Raw genomic sequence first — 20167 nt, 5'->3', positions numbered from 1 at the left:
ACTGAAGCGGCGCATGGAAGAAATCGAGGCGAGCATCAGCCGTTATTTGGCTGCGCTCGATGCGGCTGATCGACAGATTCCTAGCGCCTCCGCGCCAGACACGGCCAGCCTGGAAGATAAAATCGCCAAGCTCAAAGCGCAGATGAAAGAGCTTCAGGGGATCGAAACTCAGCTCAACAATTCCCCTGACAAACAGGTTTCGCTGACCGACCCGGATGCCCGTTCGATGATGACGCGCGGCAGCGGTATCGTCGGCTACAACGTGCAGACGGCTGTCGATACGCAGCACCATTTAATAGTTGCTCACGAGGTCACCAACAGCGGTTCCGACCGTGACCAACTCAGTTCAATGGCGAAGCAGGCTCGTGAAGCCATCGGCGAAGAAACGCTGTCCGTGGTGGCTGACCGAGGCTACTTCAAGGGTGAAGAAATCCTTGCCTGTCACGACGCAAACATCATGGCCTACGTGCCTAAGCCAATGACTTCAAGCGCCAAGGCTGATGGCCGATTCAACAAAGATGCCTTCGTGTATGACCCGACGAAAAACGAATACACCTGTCCGGCGGGAGAGGCACTGATCTGGCGATTCTCCAGCGTTGAGAAAGGCATGAATATGCACTGCTACTGGAGTTCAAAGTGCCAGAGCTGCACGCTGAAAACCCAGTGCACGCCAAGCACAAATCGTCGAGTACGGCGCTGGGAACATGAAGCTGTGCTGGAGGAAATGCAACGCCGGCTGAACCAAGCACCGGAGATGATGCGGGTTCGAAAGCGGACTGTTGAGCATCCCTTCGGGACGCTCAAACAATGGATGGGGGCAATGCACTTCCTGACTCGAAAACTGAACGGGGTGAGTGCAGAAATGAGCTTGAATGTGCTCGCCTATAACTTGAAGCGGGTGATGAAAATCATCGGCACCGAAGGCTTGTTGAAGGCGATGACGGCGTAAAAGCCCCTTTTTTTGCTGCTCCAGGAGGTGCCGCAGCGCTTCATACGCGCTCTGAGGCGTTACCAGCGCTGATCGTGGTAAGTAATCGGGAAATCACCACGCCCAAGAGCAATGGGCTGAGGCACACACGATAAGAAAGTGTTTTTACACACTCTGGGCCAATTACAGCCGGCTGGTAATTCCCAGCTTCTGACCGGCTCACCAATGCCGGGGTCGGCCCCTTTCTGGCCAGAAGCACTCTTTGACTATCGCCCAGTGGAACCAGCGCTTTTGGATAGAACAAAATCAAATGACTTAGAGCGCATGACTGGCTTCACTTGAGGTTCAGGTTGCGGATCTGCGATCGAACCTGCAGCCATCGTTTCAATCAGCGGAGTTAGGCGCAACCAGTTCCATCGCTTACACTTTTGGCGGGTAGTAGCATGAGCATTCATTGTAGTTGTTAAGAGCCGGCGCAAGCACGACCACATGCGGACCGCTGATACGCTGCCGCAATTTGTAGTCGTTAAGAGCCGGGCAAACACGCTCAGACCCGGACCGTTGATATCATGCCGCTATGTGTAGTCGATGAGGCGCAGGCCAAGCTGATGGTATTGTCATATCTGGCACAGCGAACGGAGAATCAGATGAACCAGGCAAGCATGCTGATGATCGCATTAGGGGGCGTACTCGTAGCCTTGAGTGTGGCGGGCTTCGTAGGCTATGTTGTCGCAAGGCATTTGGACAAAAAGGTTGCTCAGTGCCATCAGGCGCCAGGCAAGCATTCTTACGCTGGCGATCTTTGACGGCATGCTGATCGTGTCCTTCAAGGAGCTATGAACATGAAATGTCCTGTTTGCGGCGTAGCGGAATTGATCCACGACACCCACGACCTGCCTTATACCTACAAGGGTGCAACCACCGTCATCACTGCTGTAACTGGCGAGTTCTGTCCGGCCTGTGCTGAATCTAATTTAGATGCAGTGGAGTCGGATCGGGTGATGTGCGAAATGCGCGCTTTCTCCAAGCAGGTCAATGCGGCCATTGCTGATGGGCGTCACCCAGGTGGCATCGGCCACTTTAGAACCCTCTGCTAGTTCTGCGCCCCGGAGTTGCCACCGCCTACCACCAGCGCGCGTTTACCTGCGAGCGGCTGCGCCTCGACATAGTGGGCCGAGTGCAACTGCTGGCGCCGTAGATCTCGCTGCCGGGATAGTGGGGGATATGTGGATGGCTCCAGGTACCGGTGGCGCTTACCACCGCCCTGGCGCCCAATGCTCATGCTCGGCACGAACGCGCAGCGCCCCCGGGATGCGTTCCACCGAGTTGACCCGCACGGGGCGCTGGACCGCAAGCTGGTAGCGATCTTCATAGCGCGCGAGGTAATCGACGACGTGATCGCGCGTGGGGTAGCCATCCTCAACCGGAGGCATCATTCAGCCGGGAATTGAACTCCAGTTCGCTGGGGATAATAGTCGCAAGGAGTTCCAGCCGTGACGCTAGGCGCCGCCGGGGGCCATCATCGGCATCGAGCATCACGAATAACAAACCAGTACGACGCAGGAAAATATGCGGTGGCTAAAGCGGCTTGCCTACCACCGATAATGACGACATCTATCGGCGTTCAGCGTCGATTTTCATATGGAGGTCCCTGCGTCTCGACGGAAGGAGTCTCCATTTGCCCTTGAAAAAACGCGCGGCAACTCGAGCACCGCTCATTGAAGGACTGCTATTGGGCCGGTAGTAGCCCTGTCAATGTGTCTACGAAACCAAGGGCGACTCATAGATCTAGGACTCGCCTGCAGAGTGACTCCTAAAATTAGTCATAGAAAAAAATGATAAAAATCATTGGGTTGCCATGGTTTGTTCTGGCTTTGGACTCTAGCGAGGTAACTACCGACCAGATGTACACAGCGCCGCAGAAGAAATTCCGCGCCCGTGATGAGGCGCAGGTGCTGGAGGAGATTCGTCGTGCGGGCGAGCAACTGATTGTTAACCGCGTATTCCTCGCCGACGGTGATGCTCTGGTGCTGCCGACTCGGCGCCTGCTGGCCATCCTGCAAGCCATTCGCGAATACATGCCCGAGGTGCGTCGGGTCTCGAGCTATTGCCTGCCGCGCAACCTGCGCAAGAAGTCGGTGGATGAGCTCAAGGAACTGGCCGATGCCGGGTTGAAGATGGCCTATGTCGGCTGCGAATCCGGCGATGACGAGGTGCTGGCGCGGGTCAACAAGGGTGAAACCTTCGAGTCCAGCCTTAGCGCCCTGGACAAGCTTGGCCAGGCCGGCATCACCCGCTCCGTGATGATTCTCAACGGGCTCGGTGGTCAGGTGCTCAGCGATCAGCATGCGGACAACTCGGCGCGCCTGATGAACGAGGCCCAACCTGAGTACCTCTCCACTCTGGTGGTCAGTTTCCCCATGGGTGAGGCGCGCTTTCGCGAGCAATTCACCGATTACCAGCCGCTGACGCAACTGCAGCTATTCGGTGAGGTTGAGCGCCTGCTGCAGGGGCTCGAATTGCAGCAGACGGTGTTTCGCAGTGATCACGCTTCCAACTATCTGGTGCTCAAGGGCAATCTGGGGCGTGACAAGGCGCGTCTGCTGGCGCAGGTGCGTGAGGCTATCGAGCGGCCGCAACAGGCCAATCTACGTCAGGAGTGGCAGCGCGGACTTTGACGAGGCTGGCGCAGAACCTGCATCTATCCCTTATCCGCCGGTTTTCCGTCACCGGCATGAGGAGGATGGATTCATGCGTAACCTGCTTCTACTGGTGGCGCTGCTGGGCCTGACCGGGTGCATGAAGGTCAGCGATCTGGCCAGCGGCGCCGAGTACCACCTGCGCGATGCCGGGTTTCTCGACCACGGCCGTACCGAGCGCATGGCCTCGCGGCGCCTGCAGCAGGACTCCTTCATCTACATCGCCCAGGGCCACTTCGTGCCACCAGGCCATGGTTATCCGCGGCCCAATGTGGTGGCCGAGGAGGCGTTCAAGGGTTTCGTCGAATACTTCCCGCTGGTGCGCCGCGCACGTCAGCCGGCAGGCCTGGATGAAGCCATGGCCGAGGCGCGCGGGGCTGGCGCGCATTATCTGTTGTATGCGCGTTTCGCCTACAGCGATGACCGTATCGGCACCCTGGAGGAGTGGGAGGATCAGGAGGCTGTGGATCGCCTCGGCACTGACCGGGCATCGATCCAACTGATGCTGATCGAAACCAACACGCGTTATCTGGTGGACACCGCCCGCATTCGCAGCCGTGGCGGACTCCTGACGTTTTACGACGCCCAGCCGCAGGACCTCATCGGCCCACCGCTGCATGACTATGCGCGCAGCCTGTTGGGTGTGGGGCGCTAAGAATAGGGGCAATCGGCGCGCTGCTCTTGTGGGAGGGGCTTTAGCCGCGACAGGTGGCACGGTGTATCCTCGTCCGTTCGAATCGAACTGGACGAGGAAAGACCATGAGCGATCCAGGCAAGGCGGGCGACCTGCTGGCGCAGATCCCCAAGGGTGAAGGCAAGGGCCTACCTCCCGTGCACCTGTGGAATCCCGATTTTTGTGGCGATATCGACATGCGAATCGCCCGCGATGGCACCTGGTATTACCTGGGCACGCCCATCGGCCGCAAACCCATGGTGCGGTTGTTTTCAACCATCATCCGCCGTGACGGAGACGATTATTTCCTGATCACGCCGGTGGAGAAGGTGGGCATCAAGGTAGACGACGCGCCCTTCGTTGCCGTGACGCTGCAGGTGGAAGGTGAGGGTGAAGCGCAGGTGCTGCGCTTTATCACCAATGTCGAGGATGAAGTGGTGGCCGGCGCCGAGCACCCAATTCGGGTGGAGATCGACCCTGTGACACTCGAGCCCTCGCCCTACATTCTGGTGCGGCGTAACCTCGAAGCGCTGATTCATCGCAACGTGTTCTACCAACTGGTGGAGCTGGCGGTGGAGCGCGAAGTGGACGGCAAGCCTTGGCTGGGGGTGTGGAGTGCCGGGCAGTTCTATCCCATCGGGCCTTCTCCGGCCTGAGGCATCTGGTGCGGTGGGGCTGCGCAAGAGACCTCGATGCGCACGGCCCACGCTACTGCTTGGCAGGAGATATGGATGGATGAGCATCGCATCGAAACCGAACGCCTGACGCTGCGCCCACCGCAGCCGGAGGATGCTGCCGAGGTGCAACGTCTGGCTGGTGATTTTCGCATTGCCGATGTCACCAGCAGCATTCCCCATCCTTATCCGCCCGAGCTGGCGCAGCAGTGGATCGAGCGCTGCGCACAGGATTGGGCCAGTGGCACGGCGGCCAACTTCATCATCACCGAGTCGGCCAGCGGCAAGCTGGTCGGCAGCATGGCGCTGAAGGACATCGGCCGCGGCGAGGCCGAGGTGGGCTATTGGATCGGCGTGCCTTACTGGAGCCGTGGCTACGCCAGCGAAGCCTGCAATGCCCTGGTGGATTTCGCCTACCACCAAAACTGGCTCCGTCGCGGCCGTGCGCGAAACGGCAACAGACCCTGGCGTTGCATTTTCTAAGTGGGGTGAGGGGGGACGCTGGCTTGCTGCGCGGGCTGGCGCGTCTCCAGGCGGCAGCGGGTTGTCCGGTCGGCCGGAACGTATCGACGAAATATCTATAATTCAGGTGTTATATCGTAACAATTCTGATGCGCTCGACCAGTTCGAAATCAAGCTATGGGGCCGTAAAGGCTCTGGCTAGGGCCGTCTGAGGCTGAGCAATCGGCGCAACGGTCGATGAGCATTTGCCTGACCTGCACGAGGGATTAGACGCCAGCCCGCCAATGGCGTATCAATATCAGACGTCTTCCGCGTTTCTATCCAAACAGAATCACTATGCAGCCCCTATGTTCGGTCAATGCGCCCAGCAGTGCCAATGATGAGCGGTTCGATGCCTTAGTGCGCCTGCTTGGCCGGTATTTCGATTCGGCCGTCGTACTGGTTTCCGGTGCCGACTCTGCGCGCCGTATCTGGGCCAGCCCTGGCCTGAGCGATGTGGCGAAGATCATCGGCATCAGCGAAACCTCGCCCACCACGCTCATCTGGCCACTGCAGACGCAAACAGGCGCACGGCTCGGCACGCTGTACCTGCATTTCGACCGGCCACATACACTCGACGCCAAACAGCGCGAAGCTCTGCTGGATTTCGCCGCCCTGGCCCTCGATCTACTGGCACGCGAGACCGACGAAGCCCTGCAGCGCCATGAGAACGCCGCCCTGCGCGATAGTGAACGACGCATGGCGCTGGCCATCGCCGGTAGTGGCACCGGGATCTGGGACCGCGACATCAGCAGCGGCGAGATTTACTACTCCAGCAGTTGGAAAGCGCTGCTCGGCTATGCCGACCACGAAATCGGCAATCGCATCGAAGAGAGCTATACCCGCGTACATCCAGCCGACCTCGACTACGTGCGCGCGACCATCCAGGCACACCTGGATCAGCGTACCGATGCCTATGAGGTGGAGCACCGCCTGCGTTGCCGTGACGGCCAGTACAAGTGGGTGTGCAGCCGCGGCAAGGTGGTCGAGCGCGACAAGCACGGCAAACCGCTGCGAATGATCGGCACCACCACCGACATCACCGCCATGCGCCGCCTGTCCGAGCAGGTACAGCAGACCGCCACCCTGATGACCGACCTGACCAATGAAATCCCCGGCATGGTCTTCCAGGTCCGCCGGCAGAGCGATGGCAAGTACGCCGTTACCTACGCCAGCGCCGGCGCGCAAGCCATCTGTGGCCTCAGCGCCATGCAACTGATGCAGGACGCTGAGGCGCTGACCACCATCGTTCACTCGGATGACCGCATGGCCTTCATCGATTCCCTGCAGCTATCGGCCGAGGAGTTGACGGACTGGTATCTGGAGTTTCGCGTGCAGGTGCCGGGGCGTGAAGTCGCCTGGTGCCAGGGTGAAGCCTGCCCGCGCCGCGAAGCAGACGGCAGCGTGATCTGGCATGGCTTCATGACTGACGTCACCGAACGCAAGCAGATCGAGGCCGAGCTGCAGGCCTTCGCCACCACCGACTTCCTCACCCAGCTCGCCAACCGCAGGCACTTCATGTGTCAGCTCGAGGCAGAGCTGGCGCGCCTGCAACGCAGCCCTGAACAGAGTGCGGCGATCCTGATGTTCGACCTGGACTACTTCAAGACCATCAACGACCGCTGGGGCCACGATGTCGGCGACCAGGCGCTGCGCCATTTCGCGGGAATTCTAAGCAGCCAGCTGCGCAAGACCGACACCGCCGGGCGCCTCGGTGGCGAAGAGTTCGCCGTGGTGCTCAGCGACGCGAATCTGGACAAGGCCATGCACTTCGCCACGCGCATCCAGAGCGAACTGGCCAGGGCGCCGATCCTGCATGCCGGGGAACCGATCTTCCTCGCCGTCAGCGTCGGCATCTCCTCGCTCAATGCCAGCGATGCCAGCGTCGAGGCCGCCCTGTCGCGCAGCGATATCGCCCTGTACTGCGCCAAGCGCGGCGGGCGAAATCGCATCGAGCATCATTGACGGCAGGCTGGCTCAGGCCGCCAGCAACGCCTGGCTGATGGCCTCGTTGAACGCAGGAATATCGTCGGGATTGCGCGAGGTGATCAGCGTCCAGTTCTGTCCTGGGCAAGGGTTCAGCCTGCGCAAGATTGCTTGCTTGATCACCCGATCCCCTTCGACTATCAGCCGGGAGCTGCGCCGCAATCGAGATGTCTGTGGCGGCTACTCGGCCCGCACGGCCCAGCAGCAGATGCAGGCCCGCCGTCAGGTGTGTCGACCGAAGCGAAAGCTGTTGCCGGGTGGTGAGCGCTTCGAGTTGGTGGCGCATATGCTGCGTGAGCGTTTGTCTCCCGAGCAGATTGCCGGCAAGCTGCGCAGCATGAACATACCCAACCTGCGAGATGCCTACGTCTGTCGCGAGACGATCTACGGGGCGGCCATCCGCAACGCGATCTATGCCCTGCCAGTGGGTGAGCGGCGTAGGAGCTGATCATCTGTCTGCGCCAAGGCAAGACGACACGCCGGCCGCGCTCTGGCGGCGTGGATCGGCGCGGGCAGATTCCCGAGATGGTCAGCATTCATGCGTGTCCGCCGGAGATCGAAGAGCGGCTGATGCCTGGGCATTGGGAAGGCGACCTGATCAAGGGCAAGGCCAGCGCCTCGTGTGTAGGCACGCTGGTGGAGCGAACCAGTGGCTACCTGATGCTGGTGAAGATGAACGACGCGACGGCGACCTCGGCGATGGAAGGCTTCAGTGCGGCGCTCAATGGCATGCCGCTGGCGATGTGCAAGAGCATGACCTACGACCAGGGACGGGAGATGGCGCGGCATGCCGAGATCACCCAGAGAACCGGTGTGGCAATCTACTTCTGCGACCCGCACAGCCCTTGGCAGCGCGGTAGCAACGAAAACATCAATGGCCTGATCCGCCAGTACCTGCCCAAAGGCACAGACCTGACGGTACACAGCCAGGAAGAACTGAATGCCATCGCACTACAACTGAACATGCGTCCGCGTAAGCGCTTCGACTTCAAGTGCCCCATCGAAGTTATGGGTGAGGTGATGCAGAAGGCCATGGCTATGCGGCATGATGCTCCTGCTTCAATTCAATGACCGTGTTGCACTCAGCTCCTGCAACCGCCTGGGATAGAAATGAGGAGCTGTGTATTGTTGTTCATGCTTCCTTGCTGAATTGGGCCGCGGCGGATAACGGGTCTAAAGCGGGTCCGTAAATTATCGGTATGACTACTTCGGCAGACTCGCTGACAGTTCGCGGCTGCAGCACAGCGAGGGGCCAGCCTTCAAAGAAGGCCTATTCTTTTGCCCCTCAAGAAAACCTCGAGTGCTTCGTACTTCATCGGTTTGGCAAAGTGATACCCCTGCAACACATCGCACCTGCTGCCCTTTAAAAAAGCCGCCTGAGATTCGGTTTCAACACCTTCAGCGACCACTGTCAGGCTCAGGTGGTGGGCCATAGCGATAATGCCCTGAATGATTGCGGCATCGTGGCAATCCGTGCCGAGCTCCTGGATAAACGAGCGGTCGATCTTGATCTTGTCTATCGGCAAGCGTTTGAGATAGCTGAGACTGGAAAATCCGGTGCCGAAATCATCGAGCGCAATGCGCACTCCCAAAGCCTTGAGCCGGTGCAATGTGTCGATCGCTTGTTCAGCGTTATGCAGCAAAAGCGATTCGGTGATCTCCAATTCCAACTGCTCACCGCGGAGTCCGTGCTTCTCCAGGATCGTTTGGACAAATTTAACGAAATGACCACGCTGGAAATGCATTGGCGAAATGTTCACAGCCATCGAGATGCCTGTTATGCCTTGTTCGCCTAACTGACGCAGTTGAGCGCAAGCCGTATCGAGTACCCAGAGGCTTAGCGGGATGATCTGGCCACTGTCCTCTGCCACTGGCACAAATACCGCTGGTGAGATAAATCCTCTTTGCGGATGCTCCCAGCGCAATAGCGCTTCGATCCCGGACACTCGCCCCGTACGCGTCTCTATCTGCGGCTGATAATGCAACTCGAGCGATTCAGTATCGATAGCCTTCTGTAGGTCGTTGCGTAGTCTCGCGTTTTCACAAACGCGCTCATTGAGATCGCTGGTGTACCACTGGAAATTATTGCGCCCCTGCTGCTTGGCTTTGTACATGGCCATGTCAGCCTGCTGAATGAGCTGCATCGGTGGCTCGGTATAACCATCGCTCAGGGTGATGCCAACACTTGCGCTCACGTGCAGGTCAATGCCTCGGATGCAGTAGGGCCTGGCTATGCCCGCCATCAGTCGTTCGGCCACCGATACAACGTCGTCATCACGCAGCAGGTTCGGCAGCAGAACGATAAATTCGTCGCCGCCCATGCGCACGATGGTATCGCCGGGACGAACGTGCTGGGCCATACGCTGCGCCACCTCAATCAGCACTTGATCGCCGAAATAGTGCCCAAGCGAATCGTTGATGGATTTGAATCCATCCAGATCGATGCACATTACCGCCATGCGACGCTTGTGCCGGCGACTGATGTGACAGCCCTCAATAAGCCGATCTTCAAGAGTCACACGGTTAAGCAAACCTGTCAGGCGATCATGGCAGGCGTTGAAGCTCAACTCGCGCTCGTAGTGCTTCTGCTCGCTGATATCCCTGACCACTGCGAATACCCCGACGATCTCGCCATTGACCCTGATCGGCAGGTTGGAAATGTCCATGGTCAACAACGTTTCGTTCTCGTCGCGAACCCGGGCTTCGAAACGTTGGGGCTCGCCGATGCAGGCTGCAGAGAAATATCGACCTACCCGTTGCTGCTCCTCCTCGATCACCAGATTGACAAAGTGATGACCGATCAAGTCGCTAGTGGTGTATGGCTTGAGCTTCAAACTTGCGGGATTTGCATTCTGGATTCTGCCGGCCAGATCGAGGGCGAATACCGGATTGGGGTTGTAGGTGAACAGTGAACGAAAACGTTGTTCGCTTTCCTCCAGGCTTCGGCCGTCACACTCACGGCGGATCGCAATGGCAGCCAGTTGGGCCGCGCAACCCAGTCGTTGAATCTGCGCCTCGTCCGGCTTATGGGTGCGGTTCTGGTAAAAGGCAAACGTACCTAACACGCGTCCTTGATGGGAGAGCAAGGGCATCGACCAGCAGGAGTGCAGGTTATGCCCCAGGGCCAGACTACGGAAACGCTCCCAGCTTGGGTCAAGCGCGATGTATTCGGTGACCACCAGCTCACGTCGGAACGCAGCGGTACCGCAGGTTCCCTCCTGTGGGCCAATGGCCATTCCATGAATCGCCTGGCTGTATTCAATCGGCAAACCGGGCGCCGCACCGTTAAGCAAACGTTTGCCTTCGGCATCAGCAAGCAGAATTGAACTGAAAATTTCGGGGGACTGTGCGTCCAACATCTGACAAATGGCGCAGAGTATTTCGTCCAGATGACGGTCGGTTGCGATCATGTCGAGGATGTCATGCTGCGACTCGGAAAGTGCCTTGCTGTTAACGCTCGTGAAACAAGTATTCATGCGGGATCTTGAAGACTCTCGATGTCATCCGATCTTCAGAGAGCCTGAAATGGTGAGCGATCGAGCACTTTCGGCTAGCGCACAGGGAGCCTTTTTATAAAGGCACTGATCCAATCCCCAAAAGACTCAGATCAGCCGCGGAAAACCATATCAGATGCGTCCTCTTTGGCTTCGCTGCTCTCGGTCTCGGTGCGTCAAAAATCGCTTGCGAGGGCAGTAGTTGAGTCGCCAAGCCACCCAACATTACTCGCTGGCGAGACGCTCACAAATCATCGGCGCTGCGGCATACAGGCAGGAGTAGTGAGAAAGCCCCTCCATCCGCTCGATGCGCGCGTTGCTTGGGAGGCGCTCAGCCAGATACGCCGACATAGCGAAAGGCGACCAATTGTCCGCCGTGCCATGCCACAGGCTGACATTTGCCTCGCTTGGCTCAATCCGGCAACCTGACCTTTTTCTTCGCCTCGAACAGATTCCAGTTGGCCACGAATAGTGCCGCCACCAGCGGGCCGATCACGAAGCCGTTCAGACCCAGCAGGGCCAGGCCGCCGAGGGTGGAAATGAGGATCAGGTAGTCGGGCATGCGGGTGTCTTTGCCGATCTGGGATGCTGGAAGGCGTGAGGGCGATCCTTCGAAGGAGGCATGGCCATGCGTTACGAGGAAATCAAGGCGCTGTTCGATCAACAGGCAGCGGGCTACGACAAGCAATGGGCGGGGATGGCGCCGATTCGTGAGGCGCTGTATCTGCTGCTCGATGCGCTGTTCATCGACCTGCCGGCCGACGCGCGGATACTCTGCGTGGGCACCGGCACGGGGGCGGAAATCGCGCACATGGCCGAGGGCTTTCCGGGCTGGCGTTTCACCGCGCTCGACCCGTCCGGGCGATGCTCGATGTGTGCCGTCAGCGCGCGGAGCACGGTGGCTTTGCCCAGCGCTGCGACTTTCACGAGGGCTATCTGGATACGCCGGCGCCTGGGGCGGCCTACGACGGCGCTACCTGCTTTCTGGTGTCGCAGTTTCTGCTCGAACCGGCAGTGCGTAGCGCGTTCTTCGACCAGATCGCGCAGCGCCTGAAACCCGGCGGGCTGCTGGCCAGTGTCGACCTGGCGGCGGATATCCAGTCGCCGGCCTACGAGGTACTGCTGCCTGGCTGGATGACGCTGATGGCTGCGGCCGGGGTCGATGCGCAGATGCTGGAACGTGCGCGTGCAGCCTACGCCCGTGACGTGGCGGTGTTACCGGCGCAGCAGGTGGCTGGCATCATCCAGGCCGCCGGTTTCGATGCGCCGGTGCAGTTTTTCCAGGCCGGGCTGATGCACGGCTGGGTAAGCCGGCGCGCAGCCGATGCTTGAGCGGTTCTACTCGTGACGCGTGCGGCGGTCGCGGTCGCCTGGGTAGTGGCGTTCGAAGGGCAAGGGCAGTAGCCAGGCTTCGCGGCGGATGGTCCAGAGTTCGTAGGTGGGGGTGAACTGGTTCGGTTCGTCCAGCGAGCCGACGTTCACCTCGACTTCATCCCCCGAGCGTGCGAACACCGGCGAGCCGCAGTGCGGGCAGAAGTCGCGGCGGGCGTACTGGTCGGTTTCGCCCTCTACCTTCACCGCGTCCTGCGGGAATATCGCCGAGGTGTGGAATAGGGCTCCGTGGTGCTTGCAACAGTCCATGCAGTGGCACACGCCGACCCGATAAGGCTGGCCGCTGGTTTCGAAACGCACCTGGCCGCAGAGGCAGCCGCCGGTGAGGTGGGGCATGGCGATGTTCTCCTGTTTCGTGTGCAGGGACTGAGAACATCGCAGGAGGCGGCTTAGTGCTCGCTAGTTAAGAGCAGGATGATGACTCTGCAGGAGCCGGCTCGCGGGCGATCCTGATAGAAGCATCGCCCGCAAGCGGGCTCCTACGGTTCGAGATCCAGTTCCTGCTCGATCTTCGCCCATTCCGGCTTCAGGGCGCGGCGCAGGTAGGCGATGAAGAGTCGGTCGCGCAGACGGCGCAGGGTGGAGTTCCGTCGCGCTGCCTGGGCTTGCTCGATGGTTGCGCTCAGCCAGGCGCTGTCGAAGCCTGTCCAGATCGGTGGGATGGGCGCGAGCATGTTGGAGTAGCACGCGGGAGCGACGTCCTGGTAGAAGGCGGCTTGTACTGTGGCACGGTCGAAACCTGCCACCTGACGGGCGATGTATCCGTAGTCGACTTCGGTGTCGACGAATACGTCCGATAGCGCCGACCACAGATAAATGCGTTCTTCGCGGGTCATAAGCCTGCTCTGCCCAATGCAGCGTAATCGGTGGCGAGAATGTAATGGCTGGCGCGCATCCTGGCCATTGGCGCGGGCTGCTGCGAAGGCCTGACGGGATGTATCATCGGACACATATTTGCATGACTGAATCTGCCCGTGAGCGTCGACCGTGCAAGCGCTGTTTTCGTATCCGTGGCCGTAGACGCGGCCCGCTATCTGCGAGTGATGACACCATGATCGAGGTAACCGAAGTTTCCATTGCCGAGCTGCGCGCGGCGCTGGAGTCCGGCCGCACTACTGCGGTCGAACTGGTCAAGGCCTATCTGGCGCGTATCGACGCCTACGACGGCGCGGATACGCCGACCCGGCTCAACGCGGTGGTGGTGCGCAATCCCGACGCGCTGAAGGAGGCCGAGGCCTCCGATGCGCGCCGCGCTCGCGGCGAGACGCTGAGCCCGCTCGATGGCATTCCCTACACAGCCAAGGACAGCTACCTGGTCAAGGGGCTGACAGCGGCCTCCGGCAGCCCGGCGTTCAAGGACCTGGTGGCGCAGCGTGATGCCTTCACCGTCGAGCGCCTGCGCGCGGCCGGCGCCATCTGCCTGGGCAAGACCAACATGCCGCCGATGGCCAATGGCGGCATGCAGCGCGGTGTCTATGGCCGCGCCGAAAGCCCGTATAACGCCGATTACCTGACGGCCCCGTTCGCCTCGGGCTCGTCCAATGGTGCCGGCACCGCAACCGCTGCCAGTTTCTCCGCGTTTGGTCTGGCCGAGGAAACCTGGTCCAGCGGGCGTGGCCCGGCCTCCAACAACGGCCTGTGCGCCTACACGCCGTCGCGCGGGGTGATCTCGGTGCGCGGTAACTGGCCGCTGACGCCGACCATGGACGTGGTCGTGCCCTATGCCCGGACCATGGCCGACCTGCTGGAAGTGCTCGATGTGGTGGTGGCCGACGATGCCGACAGCCGCGGCGACCTGTGGCGTTTGCAGCCCTGGGTGCCGATCCCGAAAGCCTCGGAGGTGCGTCCCGCGTCCTACCTGGCGCTGGCGGCCAAGGCCGATGCGCTGAAGGGTAAGCGCCTTGGCGTGCCGAAGATGTTCATCAACAAGGACGAAGCCGCTGGCACCAGCGAGAATCCGGGCATTGGCGGCCCGACCGGCCAGCGCATCCACACCCGGCCGACGGTGATCGCCCTGTGGGAAGCGGCGCGCCAGGCACTGGAAGCGGCCGGCGCCGAGGTGGTGGAAGTCGACTTCCCGCTGGTGTCCAACTGCGAGGGTGATCGCCCCGGTGCGCCGACCGTATTCAATCGCGGCATCGTCACGCCCGAGTTCCTGCATGACGAGCTGTGGGAGCTGAGCGGCTGGGCATTCGACGATTTCCTGCAGGCCAATGGTGATCCTAAACTCAACCGCCTGGCCGACGTCGATGGCTCGCAGATCTTCCCCCACGACCCCGGCACGCTGCCGAACCGTGAGGGCGACCTGGCGGCGGGCATGGACGAGTACGTCAATATGGCCAAGCGTGGGATCAAACCCTGGGACCAGATCGCTACGCTGCCCGACGGCCTGCGCGGTCTGGAGCGCACGCGCAAGATCGATCTGGAAGACTGGATGGATCAACTGGGCCTGGATGCGGTGCTGTTCCCCACCGTGGCCGACGTGGGCCCGGCGGATGCCGACGTGAACCCGGCATCCGCCGATATCGCCTGGAGTAACGGTGTGTGGGTGGCCAATGGCAACCTGGCGATCCGTCACCTGGGCGTGCCGACCGTCACCGTGCCGATGGGCGTGATGGCTGATATCGGCATGCCGGTGGGCCTGACCTTCGCCGGCCGTGCCTATGATGATTCGGCGCTGCTGCAACTGGCGGCCGCCTATGAGTCGACCGGCAGCAAACGCCTGGTGCCGCCGCGTACACCGGCGTTGGGGTGAGTGCCCGCAAGGGCTGTAGGAGCGGCGCCCTCGCCGCGAAAAGGCTTGGCCGACAGTTGTGTAGGAGCGAGCGTCGCTAGCGAACCGCTTTTCGCGAGCAGAGCTCGCTCTACAGAGGCACATCGATCCAGCCCTCTCCCCCGGCCCCTCTCCCGTAAACGGGAGAGGGGGAAAGCCGCGCTGGCTCAGTGGGAGGGGCTTCAGCCGCGACTGCTGTAGAGCCTGTCGCCGCTAAAGCGCCTCCCACGGCTTGTGGCGCTCCACAATTTAGCGCGTAGGGCGGGTGCAACCCGCCATCTCCATTCTGGCGGGTTTCACCCGCCCTACGATGTATCGGTCACCTGTGAATTGAAGAGGGGAGGCAAGCCGTGCTGGCTCAGTGGGAGGGGCTTCAGCCGCGACAGCTGTAGAGCCTGTCGCCGCTAAAGCGCCTCCCACGGTTTGTGGTGCTCCACAATTCAGCGCGTAGGGCGGGTGCAACCCGCGATTGCCATTGCGGCGGATTACACCCGCCCACGAGATGACGCCCTATCGTTACTGCCGCAAATCCACCGCCGGTGCGCCTTGGCCGTCGAACAGCTGGCTTGGGGTGCTGGGCAGGATGCTGGGGCGGCCGTTGTCCGGGCCGCCGTTGCCGATGATGCGAATGTCGCTGTACTTCTTGCCTGACAGTGCAGCCAGGCCGGCGCCATCGCGGACGATGGTCGGCCGCAGGAAGACCATCAGGTTGCGTTTGATATGAGATTCGCGGGTGGAGCGGAACAGCCCACCGAGCAAAGGAATGTCGCCCAGCAGTGGCACCTTGGAGATGGCCTGGGTGACGTCGTCCTGAATCAGCCCGCCAAGCACGATCACCTGACCGTCGTCGGCGAGGATGATGCTCTTGATCGAGAGCTTGTTGGTCACCAGATCGACCGCCTGGGCGTTGCGCCCGGTGCTGGGGGCGATGGAGGAGATTTCCTGCTCGATCTCCAGGCGCAGGGTGGCACCTTCGTTGATGCTTGGCGTGACCTTGAGGGTCACGCCGATGTCCTGGCGTTCGATGGTGGTGAAGGGGTTGCCGGCACCCGAGGCGTCGGTGGTGTAGGAGCCGGTCTGGAAGGGCACGTTCTGCCCGACGAGGATTTCCGCTTTCTGGTTGTCCAGTGTCAGCAGGCTCGGCGTGGACAGCAGGTTGCTCTTGCTGTTGGCCGAGAGTGCGGTGATCAGTGCGCCGAAGCGGTCGCTGCCGATGCCGATGATAGCGCCGTCGGGCAGGGTGAGGTCTTCCGGTATTTCGTCACTTTGCAGGATCTGCAGCACGCTGCCCACCGACAGACCGGTGCCGGCGAAGTTGACCCGCCCAGGCCGCCGCTGCCGCCGCTGCCGCTGCAGGTGTTGAGTGCGCCGGAGTTCGCCCAGGTGCTGGGTGCGGCCTATCAACACGATTCCGCTTCCATGCAATTGGCCGAGGACATCGGCGGCAGTTTCGATCTGGCCTCGCTGGCCGATCAGGTGCCGGAAACCGAAGACCTGCTGGAGCAGGAGGACGATGCGCCGATCATCCGCCTGATCAACGCCATCCTGGGTGAAGCGATCAAGGAAAACGCCTCCGACATTCACCTGGAAACCTTCGAGAAGCGCCTGGTGGTGCGCTTTCGCGTCGACGGTATCCTCCGTGAGGTGCTCGAGCCCAAGCGCGAGTTGGCGGCGCTGCTGGTCTCGCGGGTGAAGGTCATGGCGCGGCTGGACATCGCCGAGAAGCGCGTGCCGCAGACGGACGCATCTCGCTCAAGGTCGGCGGGCGCGAGGTGGACATTCGTGTGTCCACATTGCCTTCGGCCAACGGCGAGCGGGTGGTGCTGCGTCTGCTCGACAAGCAGGTCGGGCGCCTGTCTCTGCAGCACCTGGGCATGCGCGCCGAGGACCGCAAGCTCATGGAAGAGACGGTGCGCAAGCCGCACGGCATCCTGCTGGTCACCGGCCCCACCGGCTCGGGCAAGACCACCACGCTGTTCGCCAGCCTGCTCAGCCTCAACGACCACACGCGCAACATCCTCACTGTCGAAGACCCCATCGAGTATCACCTCGAAGGCATCGGCCAGACCCAGGTCAACACCAAGGTGGACATGACCTTCGCCCGCGGCCTGCGCGCCATCCTGCGCCAGGACCCGGACGTGGTGATGGTCGGCGAGATCCGCGACAAGGAAACCGCCGAGATCGCCGTGCAGGCTTCGCTGACCGGCCACCTGGTGCTGTCGACGCTGCACACCAACAGCGCCATTGGCGCCATCACCCGTCTGGTGGACATGGGCGTGGAGCCCTTTTTGCTGTCGTCATCGCTGCTCTGCGTGCTGGCCCAGCGCCTGGTGCGGGTGCTGTGTCCGTCGTGCAAGGAACCCTATGCGGCCGATGAGGCCGAATGCGCGCTGCTCGGTGTGCCGGCCAGTTCGCCGCCGACGCTTTACCACGCCCGTGGTTGCGCCCATTGCCATCAACAGGGCTATCGTGGGCGTACCGGCATCTACGAACTGGTGGTCTTCGATGAAACCATGCGCACTCTGGTGCACAGCCGTGCTTCCGAGCAGGACATGACCCGTCATGCCCGCACGCTGGGCCCGAGCATCCGTGACGATGGCCGGCGCAAGGTGCTGGAAGGGGTGACCACGGTCGAGGAAGTGCTGCGCGTGACGCGAGAGGAATGATGGCGAGTGGGATGTTGGCATTGGCTCTTGTGGGAGCGGCTGGGCGGCATTCCGCTTCGGCCGCGCGTGATTGTGAATCGCGGCTGAAGCCGCTCCTACATTATTTACAGTCGGAGCGATTTGCCAATGGCTGCCTTTGAATATATCGCCCTGGACGGGCGCGGCCGCCAGCAGAAAGGCGTGCTGGAAGCCGACAGTGCGCGCCAGGTGCGCCAGTTGTTGCGCGAGCGCCAGTTGGCGCCGCTGGAGGTCAAGGCCACGCGCAGCCGCGAGCAGGACAGTGGCCAGGCGCGCCTGGGTTTTGTACGTGGTCTGTCGGCGCGCGATCTGGCGCTGGTCACTCGCCAGTTGGCGACGCTGATCCAGGCGGCGCTGCCCATCGAAGAGGCGCTGCGCGCGGCTGCCGCGCAATCCACCAATTCGCGTATTCAGGGCATGCTGTTGGCGGTACGTGCCCGCGTGCTGGAAGGCCACAGCCTGGCCGGCAGTCTGAAGGAATTTCCGGCCGCTTTTCCCGAGCTGTACCGCGCCACGGTGGCAGCGGGTGAGCATGCCGGGCACCTCGGTCCGGTGCTGGAGCAATTGGCCGACTACACCGAACAGCGCCAGCAGTCGCGGCAGAAGGTGCAGCTGGCGTTGCTCTATCCGGTGATCCTGATGTGCGCCTCCTTGCTGATCGTCGGCTTTCTGCTCGGCTACGTGGTGCCGGACGTGGTCAAGGTATTCGTCGACTCGGGGCAGACCCTGCCGGCGCTGACACGCGGGCTGATCGCCCTGAGCGACTGGGTCAAGGCCTGAGGGCTGGTTGCCCTGGTGGCGCTGATACTGACGGTCGTCGCCTTGCGTGCAGCCCTGCGTGACGAGACGTTCAGGCTGCGCTGGCATCGATTTCTGCTGCGCATACCGCTGGTCGGACGGCTCGGGCGTGCCACCGATTGCACGCGTTTTGCCTCGACCCTGGCGATCCTCACCCGCAGTGGTGTGCCGCTGGTGGAGGCGCTGGCGATTGCCGGCGAGGTGATCGGCAACCGGGTGATCCGTGGCGAGGTGCTGGTGGCGGCGCAGAAGGTGCGCGAAGGTGGCAGCCTGACCCGCTCGCTGGAGGCCACCGGCCAGTTCCCGCCGATGATGTTGCATATGATCGCCAGCGGCGAACGCTCCGGTGAGCTGGATCAGATGTTGGCGCGCACGGCGAAGAATCAGGAGAACGACCTCAGTGCACAGATCGCTCTGCTGGTCGGCTTGTTCGAGCCGTTCATGCTGGTATTCATGGGGGCAGTGGTGCTGGTGATCGTATTGGCCATCCTGCTGCCTATTCTTTCTTTGAACCAAATGGTGGGATAGCAGGTGAGAAAATCTCAGGCGGGCTTCACGCTCATCGAAATCATGGTGGTGGTGATTCTGGGCATTCTGGCGGCGCTGGTGGTGCCGCTGGTGATGAGCCGGCCGGACCAGGCCAAGGTCACCGCCGCGCAGAACGACATCCGCGCCATCGGCGCCGCGCTCGACATGTACAAGCTCGACAACCACAACTACCCCAGTACCCAGCAGGGCCTGGAGGCGCTGGTGAGCAAGCCGAGTGGTAACCCACAAGCGAAGAACTGGAACAAGGACGGCTACCTCAAGCGCCTGCCCATCGATCCGTGGGGCAACCCGTATCAGTACCTGGCACCTGGAACCAAGGGCGCCTTCGATCTGTATTCGCTTGGCTCCGACGGCAAGCAGGGTGGCAGTGACCTGAACGCCGATATCGGCAACTGGGATCTCTGACCCGACCATGCCGTCGTTCGCCTGTGGGAGCGAGCGTCGCGAGCGAAGCGTTCGACATCGCTCATGTTCGCGAGCAGAGCTCGCTCCTACGGTAAAGGCGCAGCGTGGCTTCACCCTGATCGAGCTGCTGGTGGCCCTGGCCATCTTCGCCCTGATTGCCGCCAGCGTGCTGACTGCCAGCGCACGCAGCGTGCGTACGGCCAGCCAGCTTGAGAACAAGACCCTGGCCATGTGGGTGGCGGACAACCGACTGACCGAGCTGTAACTGGCCGACACGCCACCGGCTGATGGCCGCGACCAGGGCCAGGTGGAGTTCGCCGGTCGTCGCTGGTCGTGGCAGAGCGAAATCCAGGCCACCAGCGAGCCGGCCATGCGTCGCGTGACGCTGTGGGTTGCCGCTGAAGAACGCGGTGCCAGCGGTGATCTGCGTGAGCGGGCGCTGGTGACCCTCAGCGGTTTCCTGGGGGCGCCGCAGTGATCTGCCTCCTTCGTAGGAGCGAGCTCTGCTCGCGAATCCGTGGCGACGCCATTTCGCTCGCTCCAGCCCGTAGGATGGGCCGGGCGGCGCTCCGCTTCAGCCTACCAACAGCGGCCAGCCTTGGTGGGCTAAA

General features: G+C 61.6%; 11 protein-coding genes and 10 pseudogenes. 14 read left to right on the top strand and 7 right to left on the bottom strand.

Translation table 11 applies throughout. The features are described 5' to 3' along the window. Positions 1–949, top strand: a 949-nt coding sequence (locus DBO86_RS16810; protein ID WP_108234275.1) for an IS1182 family transposase, incomplete at its 5' end; no start/stop codon positions are given. A gap of 815 nt (positions 950–1764) precedes the next feature. Next, positions 1765–2025 (top strand): type II toxin-antitoxin system MqsA family antitoxin, encoded by a 261-nt coding sequence (locus DBO86_RS16805; RefSeq protein ID WP_322726717.1) that lies wholly within the window; start codon positions 1765–1767, stop codon positions 2023–2025. Here the strand turns inward: DBO86_RS16805 and DBO86_RS26780 are convergent. After that, positions 1981–2546, bottom strand: a pseudogene (locus DBO86_RS26780) (NAD(P)-binding domain-containing protein); the annotation flags it as partial. The gene DBO86_RS16805 and the pseudogene DBO86_RS26780 overlap by 45 nt on opposite strands. 283 nt (positions 2547–2829) lie before the next feature. Here DBO86_RS26780 and DBO86_RS16795 point away from each other — a divergent pair. The 5 genes and pseudogenes from DBO86_RS16795 to DBO86_RS16775 all read left to right on the top strand — a co-directional run. Then, positions 2830–3606, top strand: a pseudogene (locus DBO86_RS16795) (radical SAM protein); the annotation flags it as partial. Between the two features lie 73 nt (positions 3607–3679). Beyond that, complete coding sequence (locus tag DBO86_RS16790) at positions 3680–4282, top strand: DUF4823 domain-containing protein (protein WP_084341703.1); 603 nt, start codon at positions 3680–3682, stop codon at positions 4280–4282. 104 nt (positions 4283–4386) lie between these two features. Then, a complete protein-coding gene (locus DBO86_RS16785) occupies positions 4387–4956 on the top strand; it encodes a DUF1285 domain-containing protein (protein ID WP_003461924.1) in 570 nt (189 codons plus the stop codon). Positions 4957–5031: 75 nt separating this feature from the next. After that, positions 5032–5457 carry a GNAT family N-acetyltransferase gene (locus DBO86_RS16780; RefSeq protein ID WP_104727960.1) on the top strand — a complete coding sequence of 142 codons (426 nt, stop codon included), beginning with the start codon at positions 5032–5034 and terminating at the stop codon, positions 5455–5457. Between the two features lie 315 nt (positions 5458–5772). Beyond that, positions 5773–7440: a sensor domain-containing diguanylate cyclase gene (locus DBO86_RS16775; RefSeq protein ID WP_003461921.1), complete on the top strand. Its 1668-nt coding sequence runs from the start codon at positions 5773–5775 to the stop codon at positions 7438–7440. Positions 7441–7452: 12 nt separating this feature from the next. Here the strand turns inward: DBO86_RS16775 and DBO86_RS16770 are convergent. Then, positions 7453–7548 (bottom strand): annotated as a pseudogene (locus tag DBO86_RS16770) (protease); the annotation flags it as partial. Here DBO86_RS16770 and DBO86_RS16765 point away from each other — a divergent pair. Further along, positions 7511–8532: pseudogene (locus tag DBO86_RS16765) on the top strand (IS30 family transposase). The pseudogenes DBO86_RS16770 and DBO86_RS16765 overlap by 38 nt on opposite strands. 188 nt (positions 8533–8720) lie before the next feature. Here DBO86_RS16765 and DBO86_RS16760 read toward each other — a convergent pair. Continuing rightward, a complete protein-coding gene (locus DBO86_RS16760; RefSeq protein ID WP_108234273.1) occupies positions 8721–10937 on the bottom strand; it encodes a putative bifunctional diguanylate cyclase/phosphodiesterase in 2217 nt (738 codons plus the stop codon). Positions 10938–11367: 430 nt separating this feature from the next. After that, positions 11368–11535, bottom strand: a pseudogene (locus DBO86_RS16755) (AI-2E family transporter); the annotation flags it as partial. Positions 11536–11583: 48 nt separating this feature from the next. Between DBO86_RS16755 and DBO86_RS16750 the strand changes: the two are divergent. Then, positions 11584–12287 (top strand): annotated as a pseudogene (locus tag DBO86_RS16750) (class I SAM-dependent methyltransferase). A 6-nt stretch (positions 12288–12293) separates the two neighbouring features. On the opposite strand, the gene DBO86_RS16745 reads toward DBO86_RS16750, so the two are convergent. Continuing rightward, complete coding sequence (locus DBO86_RS16745) at positions 12294–12683, bottom strand: GFA family protein (RefSeq protein WP_108234272.1); 390 nt, start codon at positions 12681–12683, stop codon at positions 12294–12296. 143 nt (positions 12684–12826) lie between these two features. Beyond that, positions 12827–13183, bottom strand: coding sequence for a DUF7079 family protein (locus DBO86_RS16740; protein WP_003461909.1), 357 nt, complete (start codon positions 13181–13183; stop codon positions 12827–12829). 215 nt (positions 13184–13398) lie between these two features. On the opposite strand from DBO86_RS16740, the gene DBO86_RS16735 reads away from it, so the two are divergent. Then, the gene (locus tag DBO86_RS16735) at positions 13399–15102 is read left to right on the top strand and encodes an amidase (protein WP_108234271.1); all 1704 of its coding nucleotides are present in this window, start codon (positions 13399–13401) and stop codon (positions 15100–15102) included. 534 nt (positions 15103–15636) lie between these two features. Here the strand turns inward: DBO86_RS16735 and DBO86_RS16730 are convergent. Beyond that, a pseudogene (locus tag DBO86_RS16730) lies at positions 15637–16463 on the bottom strand (type II secretion system protein GspD); the annotation flags it as partial. A gap of 31 nt (positions 16464–16494) precedes the next feature. Between DBO86_RS16730 and gspE the strand changes: the two are divergent. The 4 genes and pseudogenes from gspE to gspI all read left to right on the top strand — a co-directional run. After that, positions 16495–17786, top strand: a pseudogene (gene gspE, locus DBO86_RS16725) (type II secretion system ATPase GspE); the annotation flags it as partial. A gap of 126 nt (positions 17787–17912) precedes the next feature. After that, a pseudogene (xcpS, locus tag DBO86_RS16720) lies at positions 17913–19130 on the top strand (GspF family T2SS innner membrane protein variant XcpS). Positions 19131–19133: 3 nt separating this feature from the next. Continuing rightward, positions 19134–19556, top strand: a complete 423-nt coding sequence (gene gspG / locus DBO86_RS16715) for a type II secretion system major pseudopilin GspG (RefSeq protein ID WP_088339346.1) — start codon at positions 19134–19136, stop codon at positions 19554–19556. A 91-nt stretch (positions 19557–19647) separates the two neighbouring features. Then, a pseudogene (gene gspI / locus DBO86_RS16710) lies at positions 19648–20034 on the top strand (type II secretion system minor pseudopilin GspI); the annotation flags it as partial. Positions 20035–20167 lie beyond the last annotated feature (133 nt).

Origin of the sequence: Ectopseudomonas oleovorans (genome assembly GCF_003052605.1) — a bacterium.
Classification (GTDB): Bacteria; Pseudomonadota; Gammaproteobacteria; order Pseudomonadales; family Pseudomonadaceae; genus Aquipseudomonas; species Aquipseudomonas oleovorans_A.
The sequence above is the reverse complement of the archived record's forward strand: the minus strand, read 5'-3'. Positions and strand labels throughout refer to the sequence as shown.